General features: G+C 44.6%; 12 protein-coding genes. 9 read left to right on the forward strand and 3 right to left on the reverse strand.

Features of this window, described 5'->3' with window-relative positions; genetic code table 11:
* Window positions 1-166 precede the first annotated feature (166 nt).
* Window positions 167-826, forward strand: coding sequence for a cytochrome b/b6 domain-containing protein (locus MP3633_RS02280; protein ID WP_176334305.1), 660 nt, complete (start codon window positions 167-169; stop codon window positions 824-826).
* A gap of 85 nt (window positions 827-911) precedes the next feature.
* Window positions 912-1,667, forward strand: a complete 756-nt coding sequence (gene hutC, locus MP3633_RS02285) for a histidine utilization transcriptional repressor HutC (RefSeq protein ID WP_244959783.1) — start codon at window positions 912-914, stop codon at window positions 1,665-1,667.
* On the opposite strand, the gene MP3633_RS02290 is transcribed toward hutC, so the two are convergent.
* Window positions 1,644-2,255, reverse strand: a complete 612-nt coding sequence (locus MP3633_RS02290) for a HutD/Ves family protein (RefSeq protein WP_176334307.1) — start codon at window positions 2,253-2,255, stop codon at window positions 1,644-1,646. The genes hutC and MP3633_RS02290 overlap by 24 nt on opposite strands.
* Window positions 2,245-3,654 (reverse strand): formimidoylglutamate deiminase, encoded by a 1,410-nt coding sequence (locus tag MP3633_RS02295; protein ID WP_176334308.1) that lies wholly within the window; start codon window positions 3,652-3,654, stop codon window positions 2,245-2,247. Before MP3633_RS02295 ends, MP3633_RS02290 begins: the two co-directional genes overlap by 11 nt.
* A 309-nt stretch (window positions 3,655-3,963) precedes the next feature.
* Here MP3633_RS02295 and hutU point away from each other — a divergent pair, with 309 nt between their 5' ends.
* The 5 genes from hutU to MP3633_RS02320 all read left to right on the forward strand — a co-directional run bounded on the left by hutU (window position 3,964) and on the right by MP3633_RS02320 (window position 9,959).
* Window positions 3,964-5,661, forward strand: a complete 1,698-nt coding sequence (hutU, locus tag MP3633_RS02300) for a urocanate hydratase (RefSeq protein WP_176334309.1) — start codon at window positions 3,964-3,966, stop codon at window positions 5,659-5,661.
* Between the two features lie 66 nt (window positions 5,662-5,727).
* Complete coding sequence (hutH, locus tag MP3633_RS02305; protein ID WP_112136455.1) at window positions 5,728-7,266, forward strand: histidine ammonia-lyase; 1,539 nt, start codon at window positions 5,728-5,730, stop codon at window positions 7,264-7,266.
* 81 nt (window positions 7,267-7,347) lie between these two features.
* Window positions 7,348-8,583, forward strand: coding sequence for an imidazolonepropionase (hutI, locus tag MP3633_RS02310; protein WP_176334310.1), 1,236 nt, complete (start codon window positions 7,348-7,350; stop codon window positions 8,581-8,583).
* Window positions 8,583-9,398 carry an N-formylglutamate deformylase gene (hutG, locus tag MP3633_RS02315; protein WP_176334311.1) on the forward strand — a complete coding sequence of 272 codons (816 nt, stop codon included), beginning with the start codon at window positions 8,583-8,585 and terminating at the stop codon, window positions 9,396-9,398. The genes hutI and hutG overlap by 1 nt, the downstream gene beginning before the upstream one ends.
* Window positions 9,399-9,422: 24 nt before the next feature.
* Window positions 9,423-9,959: a DUF924 family protein gene (locus MP3633_RS02320; RefSeq protein WP_176334312.1), complete on the forward strand. Its 537-nt coding sequence runs from the start codon at window positions 9,423-9,425 to the stop codon at window positions 9,957-9,959.
* Window positions 9,960-10,070: 111 nt separating this feature from the next.
* Here the strand turns inward: MP3633_RS02320 and MP3633_RS02325 are convergent, their stop codons facing one another.
* A complete protein-coding gene (locus tag MP3633_RS02325) occupies window positions 10,071-10,724 on the reverse strand; it encodes a nitroreductase family protein (RefSeq protein ID WP_176334313.1) in 654 nt (217 codons plus the stop codon).
* A 170-nt stretch (window positions 10,725-10,894) separates the two neighbouring features.
* Here MP3633_RS02325 and MP3633_RS02330 point away from each other — a divergent pair, with 170 nt between their 5' ends.
* Complete coding sequence (locus MP3633_RS02330; RefSeq protein WP_176334314.1) at window positions 10,895-11,833, forward strand: LysR family transcriptional regulator; 939 nt, start codon at window positions 10,895-10,897, stop codon at window positions 11,831-11,833.
* A 186-nt stretch (window positions 11,834-12,019) separates the two neighbouring features.
* A complete protein-coding gene (locus MP3633_RS02335) occupies window positions 12,020-13,561 on the forward strand; it encodes a cache domain-containing protein (protein ID WP_176334315.1) in 1,542 nt (513 codons plus the stop codon).
* Window position 13,562: the final 1 nt, after the last annotated feature.

Here is a 13,562-nt window from a genome sequence, read left to right on the forward strand (position 1 = left end):
ACGAGTTTATGATGTATTGAAAAGCCTATTTATCTTGTCGCTAAGCCGAATAGCGAAAGAGAATGTTGCTTTTCACAGCATAATGTTTAATGTCACTCTTTAGCAAGCGAGTGTTTATTATCAACCTATTCTACATACCCAATGAGAGCATGAGAGGATCACTAAGATGAGATCAACATTAGTATGGGATTGGCCTATTCGCATCAGTCATTGGCTGATGGTGTTGCTGTTCACTGGTTTGATCCTCACCGGAAAATCTGAAGAAGATTATCTGCAATACCATTTCTACATGGGTTATGGTTTGTCTGCCGTTATTATTGCGCGTGTTTTGTATGGTTTTTATGGCTCTTATTACGCTCGCTTTCGTCAGTTTGTCAAAGGTCCGAGTATTGTCATTCGCTATTTGAAAACCCTTTTAAAAGGCAAACCTAGGCACTACTTAGGTCATAATCCTGTGGGGGCGCTGATGGTGGTGGCTCTCTTGGTCGCGTTGAGTGTGCAGTGGGGAACAGGTCTGTTTAACAGTGATGAAGTGCTTACGTATGGGCCTTTTTATTCACTGATTCCTGAAACACTCGCCGAGCAGCTGGCGTCTATTCATCGCTTTTTACCGAATATATTGCTTGGTTTGGTCGCGTTGCATGTTTTAGCCGTGCTTTATCATGAGCTTTGTTTAAAAGAACGTCTTGTTAGCGCGATGATATACGGTCGTAAAAAAAGTCATAATACCGCGCCTGTGGTGGTAAAAACACCGCGTTGGGGCGTTGTGTTTTCCTTGATTATGGGGCTTTCTTGGCTCGCGGCGTTATGGATGATTCCAATCTAACGCTTTGTTGTATAGACGAGTTGATTGTTTCCCATGACTGACTCACAATAGAAATCACTTTTACCTATAAGCCATGGAATACCTTGTGTCTGAACCGATTGTATCTAGATTAACCAACTTATTTGATGATTTACCCGATGTGCCTCAGCCGATTTACGCCAAGTTAAAGCAGGCGATTTCGCAAAAAATATCATCAAGCGTGTGGGAAGTTAATCAGCGAGTTCCATCGGAATCTGAATTTGTTAAAGCGTTAGGTGTGAGCCGGATGACAGTGAATCGCGCGTTGCGGGAATTAACAGCGGAAGGTTTTTTGGTTCGTCATCAAGGTTTGGGTACGTTTGTTGCTGAGAAAAAAGCTCACTCTGCGTTGTTCGAAGTACACAACATAGCGGAAGAAATCGCCGCTCGCGGTCATAAACATCGTTCCGAATTGTTAGTGCTTGAATCGGCGAAAGCCACCGTAGAAGAAGCCATGATGCTGGGGGTTCGCACCAACCACAGTATTTTTCGTTCAGTGGTTTTGCACTATGAAAATGATTTACCGATCCAAATTGAAGAACGTGTGGTTAACGCAAGCTTGGCGCCAGAATACGAGGAACAAGACTTTTTAACTCAAACCTCTTACGAATATTTAATGCGCGTGGCACCCATGACAGAAGGAGAGCATTTGGTGGAGGCGGTGTTGCCGACACCACAAGAGTGTGAACGTTTGCAGGTTGCTCCCACGGAGCCGTGTTTGCAGATTCAACGCCGAACCTGGGCAGGAAACGACATTGTCACCGCCGCTCGATTATTGCACCCAGGCTCACGTTTTCAGTTATTCGGCCACTTTGGTCGATAAAACCTCGATAAAAACCCCAGTACCTTCCATTAAACTCAGCGTTCCGTTCTGTTTGATATTTAAAAAGCTGTTTTTTTCTAACACCACATTTTCTGTTTCGTTCACAGTAATGGTGCAGGTTTGATTCGCATAAAAAGCCGATAATAAGCGGTCTTTATATATTTTAATTTCCCAGTTAAACGGCGCAAAACAAGCGGTAACGTTTGCTTTTGTATCCGTTTCACGCACCATGATGTTCAAATCTTCGATGCTGCCATTGTTTAGTGTGGCGAGGGTTTCGTCACCGCCGGCGAATCGAGCCATGTCCAACGGTGACTTCAAGCAATGTTCCGCGACATTTCCTTTGATACTTTTATGACTAAGCTGTATTCCTTGGCCACTGAGTAAAACCAAGGTGCGACTCAGCCCCTCAAAATTTGAAAATACACCGTCGTCTTTAACCGCCGCTTGGCTGATGCGATAACGCTGCCCGCTTTCGTCCTCGCTTAGATAAATTTCTAGGGTTTCACCTAACCCATTTTTCCACGGCATACGTTTGTAGTCGTTTTGTGTAGTGAGTTGATAATTTGAATGGGTATTAAATGTCATACATCACCTTTTTGATGACTTGAGTGAACGCATGGCGACTGGTTTCTTCGTGTTCATGTTTGAAGTTTTTGATGGTGTGCTTACCAGCGACAAAAACGTCTTTTATCACGTTGTCATTAGTGGCAAATAGCCAGCGATTAAGTAGATCTTTAGACTCGCTTGCCGCGACAAAAGGATTCGAATCGTCCAACACCATAAAGTCAGCACGGTTTCCTTGCGCCAATCCAAGTGATACATCGCAGGCTTGATTGCCGCCAAGGAGAGCTTGCTGAAAGAGATTGTCACCAATGCTATTTTGATCAGGTCTATGCAGTCGGTTGCGTTGCTGATCGCGCAGGCGTTGGCCATATTCTAATGTGCGTAATTCTTCAACAATGGACAGGCTCACATGGCTGTCGGAGCCAATTGCCCAGCGTCCATTGGCTTTTTCAAACTCAACGGCAGGGAAAATACCGTCGCCTAAGTTGGCTTCTGTAGTTGGGCATAAACCGGCAATGGCATTGCTGGTGGCGATGGCGTGCAATTCTTTGTTATCAAGGTGTGTGGCGTGAACCAAGCACCAGCGATCGCTCAAACCAATTTCATTATTTAGCCATTCGACAGGGCGTTGTCCGCTCCAATTTATACAGTCTTTGACTTCTTTCTGCTGCTCGGCGATATGAATATGAATGGGACTGTTGTTCGTTAAGGGAGTATCTAATGCCGCTAACACCGTTTCGATTTGTGGTTTGGTAACGGCACGCAAAGAGTGAAAGCAAATACCAAGCTGATGGCGAGGATGATTTACTAACTGACGAGCGCATTCTTGATGCAGTGCTAAGTAGGAGTCAGTTGAATTAATAAAGCGCGCTTGTCCAGCATTTGGGGCTTGACCACCAAAGCCAGAATGAGAGTACAGCACAGGCAGCAAGGTTAGACCAATGCCAGATTCATCTGCTGCTGCGATCATTTGGTTCGACATTTCGCCAAGCTGACCATACTGATGACCACCAATGTCGTGGTGTAAATAATGGAACTCGCCAACTTGGCTGTAACCCGCTTTTAGCATATCAATATAGAGTTGAGTTGCGATCACGCGCGCATCGTCTGGCGTGAGCTTCTGTACGATTTTGTACATTAAATCACGCCAGCTCCAGAAGCTGTCGTTTGGGTTTAGGCTGACTTCTGCGGCACCCGCCATCACTCTCTGGAAGGCATGAGAATGCACGTTTGCCATCGTTGGTAACACAGGGCCGGATAACCGGTGACTATCGGTTGTTGGCGTACTGTCAGCTTCAATAGAATGGAATTGGCCGTCTTTCACCGAAAAAAGCACGCTGCTGGCCCAGCCAGAAGCAAGCAAGGCGCGTTCGGCGAAATAATATTGGGTGTCTAAATGCGATGGGTTAAGACGAGTCACAAGTCATTCCTAGGTCGATTTGAATGATTTCAGTGTAATAGATAATATATTGTATATACAAGTTGGTTTTTATCGTTTTTTCCTGAGTGCAGCCTATGCCTTAATTTAGTCATTGTTTTATATGGTTTTTACGCTTGTTAATTCCTCTTGATTCGCTTTTTTATGGGCAATCAAGTGAGTACTTTTAAAAAAAATCCTTGCATCTAAAAAAGTAAGATTTTATCTTTGGTTAAGTTGTATATACATTTGATTTTAAAACGACGTAATTTTTAAAGCTTTTTACTAAGGCTCATTACTAAGGTAGAGAAGATGACAAAACAAACGATTGCTCAAAAACGATTCCGTACTGGTGAAGTAAAAGCCGCAACAGGAACAACACTGACCGCAAAATCTTGGTTCACCGAAGCGCCAATGCGCATGCTGATGAACAACCTCGACCCTGAAGTAGCAGAAAACCCAGAAGAATTGGTGGTTTACGGTGGTATTGGTCGTGCGGCGCGAGATTGGGAAAGTTATGACAAAATTGTTGAGTCTCTAAAAGCGCTAGAAGACGACGAAACCTTATTGGTTCAATCCGGTAAGCCAGTGGGTGTTTTCAAAACCCACAGCAACGCGCCACGAGTCTTGATTGCCAACTCAAACTTAGTGCCACATTGGGCTAACTGGGAACATTTTAACGAGCTAGACGCAAAAGGTTTGGCGATGTATGGCCAAATGACAGCGGGCTCTTGGATCTACATCGGTAGCCAAGGCATTGTTCAAGGTACGTACGAAACCTTCGTCGAAGCCGGTCGTCAACATTACGACGGTAAACTGGCGGGTCGTTGGGTATTAACCGCTGGTCTTGGTGGAATGGGTGGTGCTCAGCCATTGGCAGCAACACTTGCAGGTGCGTGTTCATTGAACATTGAATGTCAGCAAAGCCGTATCGATTTCCGTTTGAAAACCCGCTACGTGGATGAGCAAGCGACTGACTTAGACGACGCACTGGCTCGCATCAAAAAATACACAGACGCAGGCGAAGCGGTTTCGATTGCTTTGTGTGGCAACGCCGCTGATATTTTGCCAGAAATGGTAAAGCGCGGTATTCGTCCAGATATGGTGACAGATCAAACCTCTGCACACGATCCTTTAAACGGTTACCTGCCAAGCGGCATGAGCTGGGAAGAGTACCGAGAAAAAGCAAAAACTCAGCCAAAAGAAATCGTTACAGCAGCGAAGCAATCCATGGCAAAGCACGTTCAAGCCATGTTAGATTTTCAAAAAATGGGCATCCCTACTTTTGACTACGGCAACAACATTCGTCAAATGGCGATGGAAGAAGGCGTTGAAAATGCGTTTGATTTCCCAGGTTTCGTTCCGGCTTACATTCGTCCGCTTTTCTGTCGTGGTATTGGTCCATTCCGTTGGGTGGCTTTGTCTGGCGATCCAGAAGACATCTATAAAACTGACGCGAAAGTAAAAGAAGTGATCGCAGACGATGCGCACTTGCATCATTGGTTGGACATGGCGCGTGAGCGTATTCAGTTCCAAGGTTTGCCAGCGCGTATTTGTTGGGTGGGTCTTGGTCAGCGTGCGAAACTTGGTCTGGCTTTTAACGAGATGGTTCGCAGCGGCGAACTGTCTGCCCCGATTGTTATTGGTCGTGACCACCTAGACTCAGGCTCTGTTGCAAGTCCAAACCGTGAAACAGAAGGCATGCAAGACGGTTCCGATGCGGTATCCGATTGGCCATTATTGAACGCATTATTGAACACCGCGTCTGGCGCGACGTGGGTGTCTTTGCACCACGGCGGCGGCGTAGGCATGGGCTTTTCACAACACTCAGGCATGGTCATTGTTTGTGATGGCAGCGACGATGCGGCAGAGCGTATTGCACGTGTTCTTCATAATGATCCAGCGACCGGCGTGATGCGTCATGCCGATGCAGGTTATGATATTGCTATAGATTGTGCGAAAGAGCAGGGGTTGAATTTGCCAATGATCACGGGCAATCAAACCAAATAAACGTCAGTAGATAACAAATTTAAAAATACTATTGCAGAACATCGCATTCAAATTAGAGAGAATATAATGTTTGAATTAATGATTAAACCGGGCCAATTGACCCTAAACGAATTGCGTCAAATCAGTCGCCGCAAAGTTAAGCTAAGCCTAGACGAAGCCGTGTTTCCAGCGATCCATGCCAGCACTCAAGTCGTCAATGATGTGATTGCAGAAAACCGTACAGTTTACGGTATTAACACGGGCTTTGGTTTGTTAGCGAATACGCGTATCGCTCCAGAAGATTTGGACGAATTGCAGCGTAGTATCGTGTTATCGCATGCCGCAGGCATTGGCGCTTTGATGGAAGACAAAACCGTTAAGCTGATCATGGCATTGAAGGTAAACAGTCTAGCGCGTGGTTTTTCTGGTATTCGCTTAGAAGTAATTCAAGCCTTGTTAACGCTAATTAACAAAGAAGTGTATCCATGCATTCCTAAAAAAGGCTCGGTTGGCGCATCTGGCGATTTGGCGCCTTTGGCTCACATGAGTACGATTTTATTAGGTGAAGGGAAAGCGCGTTACCGTGGTGAAGTGATTTCTGGTCTAGCGGCCTTGTCTATCGCCGGTCTTGAGCCAATTACCTTGGCACCAAAAGAAGGTTTGGCGTTGCTAAACGGGACGCAAGCGTCAACGGCATTCGCGTTAGAAGGTTTGTTTGAAGCGGAAGATTTGTTTGCCTCTGCCATTGTGTGTGGTTCTTTGTCTGTTGAAGCCGCATTGGGTAGCCGTAGCCCGTTTGATGCCCGTATCCATGAGGTTCGTGGACATCAAACGCAAATCGACGCGGCGGCGGCTTATCGTCACTTTCTGGGCGAAACTAGTGAATTGGGCGATTCTCATCAGAATTGTGAAAAAGTTCAAGATCCTTACTCACTGCGTTGTCAGCCACAAGTAATGGGTGCATGTTTAGAGCAAATTCGCAGCACGTCTAGTGTTTTGTGTATCGAAGCTAACTCAGTTTCTGATAACCCATTGGTGTTTGCGGCCGAAGGCGACATTCTTTCAGGTGGTAACTTCCACGCAGAGCCCGTTGCGATGGCAGCAGATAATCTGGCCTTGGCGATTGCTGAAATTGGCAGTTTGTCTGAGCGTCGTATGGCGTTATTGATCGACACGAACCTAAGTAAATTACCGCCTTTCTTGGTGGACAACGGTGGTGTGAACTCTGGCTTCATGATTGCCCAAGTAACGGCTGCTGCATTGGCGAGTGAAAACAAAAGCTACGCGCACCCTGCATCAGTCGACAGCTTACCAACGTCGGCAAACCAAGAAGATCACGTGTCTATGGCAACCTTTGCGGCACGTCGTTTAAAAGACATGGCGGAAAATACCCGTGGTATTTTGGCGGTGGAGATTCTGTCTGCGGTACAAGGTTTGGATTTCCGTAAACCGTTGAAATCGACTAAACGTTTAGAAAATGCGCGTGCAACGTTGCGTGCTCGTGTGCCTTTCTATGACAAAGATCGTTATTTCGCGACTGACATTGAAAAAGCCAATGATTTATTATTGGAAGCGGTTCATAACGAGACGATGCCAGAAGGCTTGTTGCCAAGCTTCGTGGTTTAATCGGTTTTATCGGAACGAGTTATAAGGGCAGTTCTTTTAGAGCTGCCCTTTTTTAATTGTGGGCTTTTATAAAGGAAAGGTATGACAAACGAAACTCCAATAATGCTAGACAGTCTTTGGCGTGGAGCGCATGTGGCGACCATGAAAAATGGCCATTACAGTGTGATCGAAAACGCCGCAATAGGCGTGTTAGATGGTCGTATTGTTTGGATTGGTGACGCCAGCAACTTACCGACGTATCAGACTCAGAAAGAGCATGATTTAGGCGGCGGTTGGATTACGCCCGGCTTGATTGATTGCCATACACACTTGGTGTTTGGCGGTAATCGAGCAGGGGAATTCGAGCAGCGCTTGAATGGTGTGAGTTATCAAGACATTGCCAAACAAGGCGGCGGGATTGCGTCATCAGTAAAAGCCACGCGTGATGCCAGTGAAGCGGAATTGATCGCCAGCGCATCACGTCGTTTGAAAAGTTTGATGGCAGACGGTGTTACCACTATTGAGATCAAATCTGGCTATGGTTTGTCGCTCGACAGCGAACTAAAAATGCTCTGCGTGGCAACAGAATTGGAAAATCAATTTCCAGTAACGGTCAAACGTACGTGTTTAGCCGCTCATGCGATGCCGCCAGAATTTGATGATAAAGACGCTTACATTGATTTCCTGTGTGATACGGTATTACCAAAGGTGGCAGCGCTGGGCATGGCGGACGCGGTGGATGCGTTTTGCGAAGGCATTGCGTTTAGCACAGAGCAAGTTGAGCGGTATTTTCAAACCGCTAAATCACTAGGCTTACCCGTAAAAATCCATGCAGAACAGCTTTCTTCTTTGGGCGGAACTCGCATGGCGGCTTCGTTCAAAGCCTTGTCGGCGGATCATATTGAATTTATCGAAGAAGAAGACGTGAAAGCCATGGCAGAATCGGGCACGGTGGCAGTGTTATTGCCGGGGGCATTTTTCACCTTAAAAGAAACGCAGCGCCCGCCAATTACTTTACTTCGTCAATACGATGTTCCTATGGCCATTGCGACGGATGCGAACCCCGGGACGTCTCCGGCATTGTCGTTACGCTTGATGATGAACATGTCTTGCACCTTATTCGGTTTAACGCCAGAAGAAGCCCTCGCTGGCGCAACAGTTCATGCAGCAAAAGCGCTGGGGATGGGCGATACTCATGGTAGTTTGGAAGTCGGTAAAACCGCGGACTTTGTTTGCTGGGACGTAGAAAGTCCAGGTGAACTAAGTTATTGGTTAGGCGGCAACCTAGTCAAACATCGCGTTTATCATGGTGAAGAACATCAAGGGGAAAAAGCATAATGGCAACGCAGGTCTCATTAACCGTACCCGCATTCGAATTTCGTCAAGGGGATTCGCCTTTATTGGTTAGCATGCCGCATTCGGGATTAAACCTGACTGCCGAGGTGCAAGCCGGTTTGTCTGATCAAGCTAAAAAATTACCTGATACAGATTGGTATATTCCTGAACTTTATGACTTTCTAGAATCACTGGGTGTGGGTTTTATCAAAGCTAACTACTCTCGTTATGTCATCGATCTTAATCGACCTTATGACGACAAACCTCTTTATGCGACGAAAACCACAGGCTTGTTTCCAGATATTTTGTTTGAAGACAGTCCGGTTTTTGTAGAGAAAAAAGCACCGAGCGACGAACACAAAGCGTTTTGTAAAGAACAGATTTGGATGCCTTATCATTCGACAATCGAGCAAGAACTGGCGCGTTTAAAAGCCAAATTTGGCTACGCAATTTTATTCGATGCGCACAGCATCGCTGCGCAAGTGCCTATGTTATTTGACGGCACACTGCCGGACTTTAACTGGGGAACCAATGCCGGTGAATCTTGTGATGTGGCCATTGCGAATGCGGTCACGCAAATCATGCGACCGAACTACACACAAGTCCTAAACGGCCGCTTTAAAGGTGGCTACATTACTCGCCACTTTGGTCAACCAAACGATGGTATTCATGCTATCCAGCTTGAACTGTCCCAAGCGACCTACATAAACGACGAACTTGCTAAACAGTCAGAGTATCAGCTTGATGACAGTAAACGCGCTTTTATCCAGCAACAATTGAAGGACGTCATAGAAGCCTGTCAGCACGTTTCTTTTTAATTCATTCATTTTTTGGCGGGATTTATGTATCAAGACGTTTTAGATTTTTGGTTTAACGAGATTGATCCAAAAAAATGGTTTCAAAAAGACCTCGATTTCGACAAAAGCATCCAAACTCGATTCGGTGCGCTTCATCAGCAAGCGATTCAAGGGGAGTTATTCTCTTGGCGTGATACGGCACAAGGAGCGTTGGCGGAGATTATTGTGCTCGATCAATTTTCTCGTAATCTTTATCGCGATCAAGCTGAATCATTTGCAGCGGATCCGATGGCTTTGGCGCTGGCGCAAACGGCTATTGATAAAGGGTTTGATAAGGCGTTGTCTTCATCAGAGCGAAGCTTTTTGTATATGCCGTTTATGCACAGTGAATCTGCGTTAATACATGAGATAGCGGTGGTTTTGTTTACGACGTTGGAAACGTCTAATACTTTGGGATTTGAGTTAAAACACAAAAAAATTGTGGATCGTTTTGGTCGTTATCCACATCGAAATACTATTTTGGGGCGGACATCGTCAGCTGAAGAGTTGGCTTTTTTACAAGAGCCCAATTCGAGTTTTTAGGAAAAGTTATTTCCACCTAAGTGTCATATAAAAGAGCAAACCATTTTCATGGCTTGCTCTTTTTTTAGCTTTTCTTGTTTTTAACACGTGTTTGAGTTTTTAACTCATTAGTTACAAGACTGTCATTATGTTTTCTAGCGCTAGGCGTGATTTTGGCAAAGCAGCGTTATAGTCTTCAGTGGCGTCGTTGTAGCCCATTGCGAGTGCGACGTCACACTGGTAACCCTCAAGTTCTGGGAATAGTTCACTGATCAATTCGTGGTCGACACCTTCCATTGGTGTTGAGTCGATGTTTAGACGTGCTAATGCATGCATGGTGCTACCAAGGGCAAGATATGCTTGTGATTTTGTCCAAGCTGCGTTGTTGCCTTGATCGTCTGTGTTCATATCAACGAAAGCAAAAGCGCCAAAGGCTTGCTCTTTGTTCTCTGGTTTAGTTCGGCCTGCTTGAATGTCTGTGTCGATGACTTTTTCGTAATCGGCACGAAGATAGTTTGTTTTGTGGGCGAACAAGATGGTGTGTGATGCGGTTTTCGCGTGTTTTTGGTTGAACTGAAATTTGTTCGCAAAGGTGTCGTGAAGGCGTTGCTTTGCTGTGTCGCTTTCAATCACGATAAATTTCCATGGTTGAGAGTTAATCGAAGAAGGTGATAGGCGTAAGGCTTCGTAAATAACCTCTAAATCTGCTGCAGAAATGCGTTTAGAGGCATCGTAGTGCTTTACTGTGTGGCGGTTTTCTAGGTCTGTAATAATCTGATGTGACATGTTTTGTCTCCATAAAAAGTTGAGTGTTCAGCACTATCAAAATAAGTAGCGCTGACATTGATGGCGCCATAGTAACGAGACTTTATGAAAGGAAAAATAGGGTTTTGATTGAGTTATTATCAAAAAATATTTGATAATAGGTTGGTAATTGACTTTCTTAGGAGGAGGTAATGCAGCTTGATGATCTTCAGGTAGTATTAAAGGTGGCTGAGTTTCGTAGTATTACGGCAGCGGCGACGCATTTAGACATGCAAGTGGCCACCGCCAGTGCTGCTGTTAAGCGAGTAGAGTCGGCGCTAGGCGTGGAGTTGTTCGTGAGAACTACACGGCACCTCCGGCTTTCGAGTGCGGGTGAGCGCTATTTACCGCAATGTATGGCGGCGCTTTCTATGCTAGATCAAGCTAAACAAACAATATTCACCGATTCGGGTGAGGTTAGCGGAGAAATACGCATTGCCGTGTCGTCGGATTTAGGGCGGAACATTGCGATTCCTTGGATTGATGAGTTTATGGCGTTGCATCCGCACGTGACATTACGAGTACACATTAGTGATAGTAATGTTGATTTTTATCGTGATGCATTGGACATGGCGTTACGCTATGGGCCACCAGCGGATTCGAATTTGTATGGTTTCAAAATTTGTAACGTGCCGCGTATTCTTGGTGCTAGTCCCGAGTACCTTGAAAAGTATGGCACGCCGCAACACCCTAAAGATTTAATGAATCACCAAGGTCTCTTTTATCAACTACAGGATATTTTGAACGATACGTGGCGGTTATCTGACGTGGATAATACCTACAAAATCAAACCTAAAGCCTATTGTGCAGCGAACGATGGGGACCTTGTACGCCGTTGGTGTGTGGCTGGAAAAGGTGTCGCGATAAAGTCTTCGTTGGACATTGCGGGAGATTTGCTGGCGGGTCGTGTGGTGCCTTTAATGCCGGATTATAAAGTTGATGTAGGCGAGCTTTGGTTGGTTTGCCCTAGTCGGCAATCCATTACGCCAACGGTGCGTTTATTGCGAGATATGTTTAGAGAGCGAACCAAGGCTCTGCTGACACAGTTGGTCGAAAAAGGTTTTTTAGCCACGGATGTTTTAAAAGATTGAAGAGTATTGTTTATTGTCACAATGCCTTTTATACAGGGTTGTGACTGTTTCTTTATTGGTAGAATTCAATGTGGCATTCTGATTGGTGGGCCGTTTTTCAAGTTGATACATAAATAAACGTTCTTTTCATGAGTTTGGAACGTATAGTTATTTTAAATTACTTATTTATCTTCAAAGTGAGAGTGTATGAAACTGTCTAGGAAAATTAGCATTGTGGCTGTGGTGCTGATTGTGACCATGGTTTTTTTTGGTGTATTTGCAATGAATATACTGAAAAACAATTTAATTGATTCTAGAAAACATGAAATACAATCTATTTTAACATTTTCTGTTAACCAAGCCCGTCACTTTGTGGAACTCGAAAAAGCCAATAAAATAACGCGTGAGGAAGCAGAAAAAAACGTAATTCGTATATTTTCTGAAATGCGAGAGGGTAATTATTTTTTGTGGGCAAATGATGCGAATGGTATCGCTCGGGTACACATTAAAGACAGTGTTATTGGCGTATTCCAATCATCATATGCCAAATACATTGGTTATCTTGAGCAAAACCCCTTTATGTTCATTGTCGGGGAAAGCGAGAAAGCTAATTCAAATACGCTGTACGTTAAAGTGAATGGGATGACACTGTTGCCAGAATGGAACTGGATATTGGGCATCGGAGTGTACGTTGATGAATTAGAGGCAGAATTACATCAATTTGCTATGTCTCTTATTTTCGCGGCGCTGATCATGTTTGTAGTTATTTTTGGCGCTGTCTTTTGGGTTTATCGCAGTGTGATTAATCAGTTGGGAGACGACCCTCTAACAGTGATTGAGTTAGTGACTAGGGCGGAACATGAAGGTTTTCACAGTACGACTGACGAGTCTTATTCTAAAACAAGTTTGCTGTATTTAATGAGTAACTTTTATCAACATATTCATTCAGTATTGGACTCATTACGTCATCAAAATCAGTCAATTTCAAAAAATAGCGTCGAGCTGGTCAGCTCCGCTAAACGTTTTGAAGGCTTGATAGATGCCGCCTCTCTTGAAGGTAAGCGAGTGGGTGATAATCTGACAGAGAATAAAAAACAGATACAGCAGACCCATTCCAGCTTAGCGAGCAGTGGGCAATATTTAGAGGTTGTGGCGAGTCGAGTCACCGATAGTATTATTATCAATACGAATAATGAGAAAGAGATTCAAAAAATAGAAGCGTCTATTGCCAGTGATGCCAATGAATTAGTTAAATTAAGCCAAAACTTGCGCCGTTTTGATACGATAATTGAGGCGTTTAACGATTTTTATGATCAATATCAGTCGTCAGATAATGGGGCAGTGGAAACGTCTCTAGACATATCCATAGAAAATACTCCCCCTGTTTTTTTTGTCAAACATACAGAAGCAGTGGCGCAGGCTAAAGCGGTGTTGTCTGAATTGGATGCAGGGGTGGAAGCACTTAAAGGATCAATAAAGCAATCTGAAAGGGGATTGGCTCAATACTTAAACTCTTTTGGAGAGCAGAGGTTATCTTTAGTGTCTTTGGGTGAAAATCTAGCCAGTGTGCAACTGCACATAGAGCAGGTTGTGCAGGCTCAAACGTGCTTGCTTGATGAAATGCCTAATGGATTAGATCAACATTTTGATGTGATTCTATCTTCTTTAGTGATCATTACAGAGTCGATTGATGAATACAAAACAACGTCCGATAAAATGAGTCATGATTTGGATAGCATTTACTTTTAAC

Source organism: Marinomonas primoryensis, from assembly GCF_013372285.1.
Classification (GTDB): domain Bacteria; phylum Pseudomonadota; class Gammaproteobacteria; order Pseudomonadales; family Marinomonadaceae; genus Marinomonas; species Marinomonas primoryensis.

Excerpts from the sequence above, each read along its gene's own strand:
- MP3633_RS02280 (WP_176334305.1), top strand. The coding sequence starts at position 167 with ATGAGATCAACATTAGTATGGGATTGGCCTATTCGCATCAGTCATTGG.
- MP3633_RS02290 (WP_176334307.1), bottom strand. The coding sequence starts at position 2,255 with ATGACATTTAATACCCATTCAAATTATCAACTCACTACACAAAACGAC.
- hutU (WP_176334309.1), top strand. The coding sequence starts at position 3,964 with ATGACAAAACAAACGATTGCTCAAAAACGATTCCGTACTGGTGAAGTA.
- hutH (WP_112136455.1), top strand. The coding sequence starts at position 5,728 with ATGTTTGAATTAATGATTAAACCGGGCCAATTGACCCTAAACGAATTG.
- hutI (WP_176334310.1), top strand. The coding sequence starts at position 7,348 with ATGACAAACGAAACTCCAATAATGCTAGACAGTCTTTGGCGTGGAGCG.
- hutG (WP_176334311.1), top strand. The coding sequence starts at position 8,583 with ATGGCAACGCAGGTCTCATTAACCGTACCCGCATTCGAATTTCGTCAA.
- MP3633_RS02320 (WP_176334312.1), top strand. The coding sequence starts at position 9,423 with ATGTATCAAGACGTTTTAGATTTTTGGTTTAACGAGATTGATCCAAAA.
- MP3633_RS02325 (WP_176334313.1), bottom strand. The coding sequence starts at position 10,724 with ATGTCACATCAGATTATTACAGACCTAGAAAACCGCCACACAGTAAAG.
- MP3633_RS02330 (WP_176334314.1), top strand. The coding sequence starts at position 10,895 with ATGCAGCTTGATGATCTTCAGGTAGTATTAAAGGTGGCTGAGTTTCGT.
- MP3633_RS02335 (WP_176334315.1), top strand. The coding sequence starts at position 12,020 with ATGAAACTGTCTAGGAAAATTAGCATTGTGGCTGTGGTGCTGATTGTG.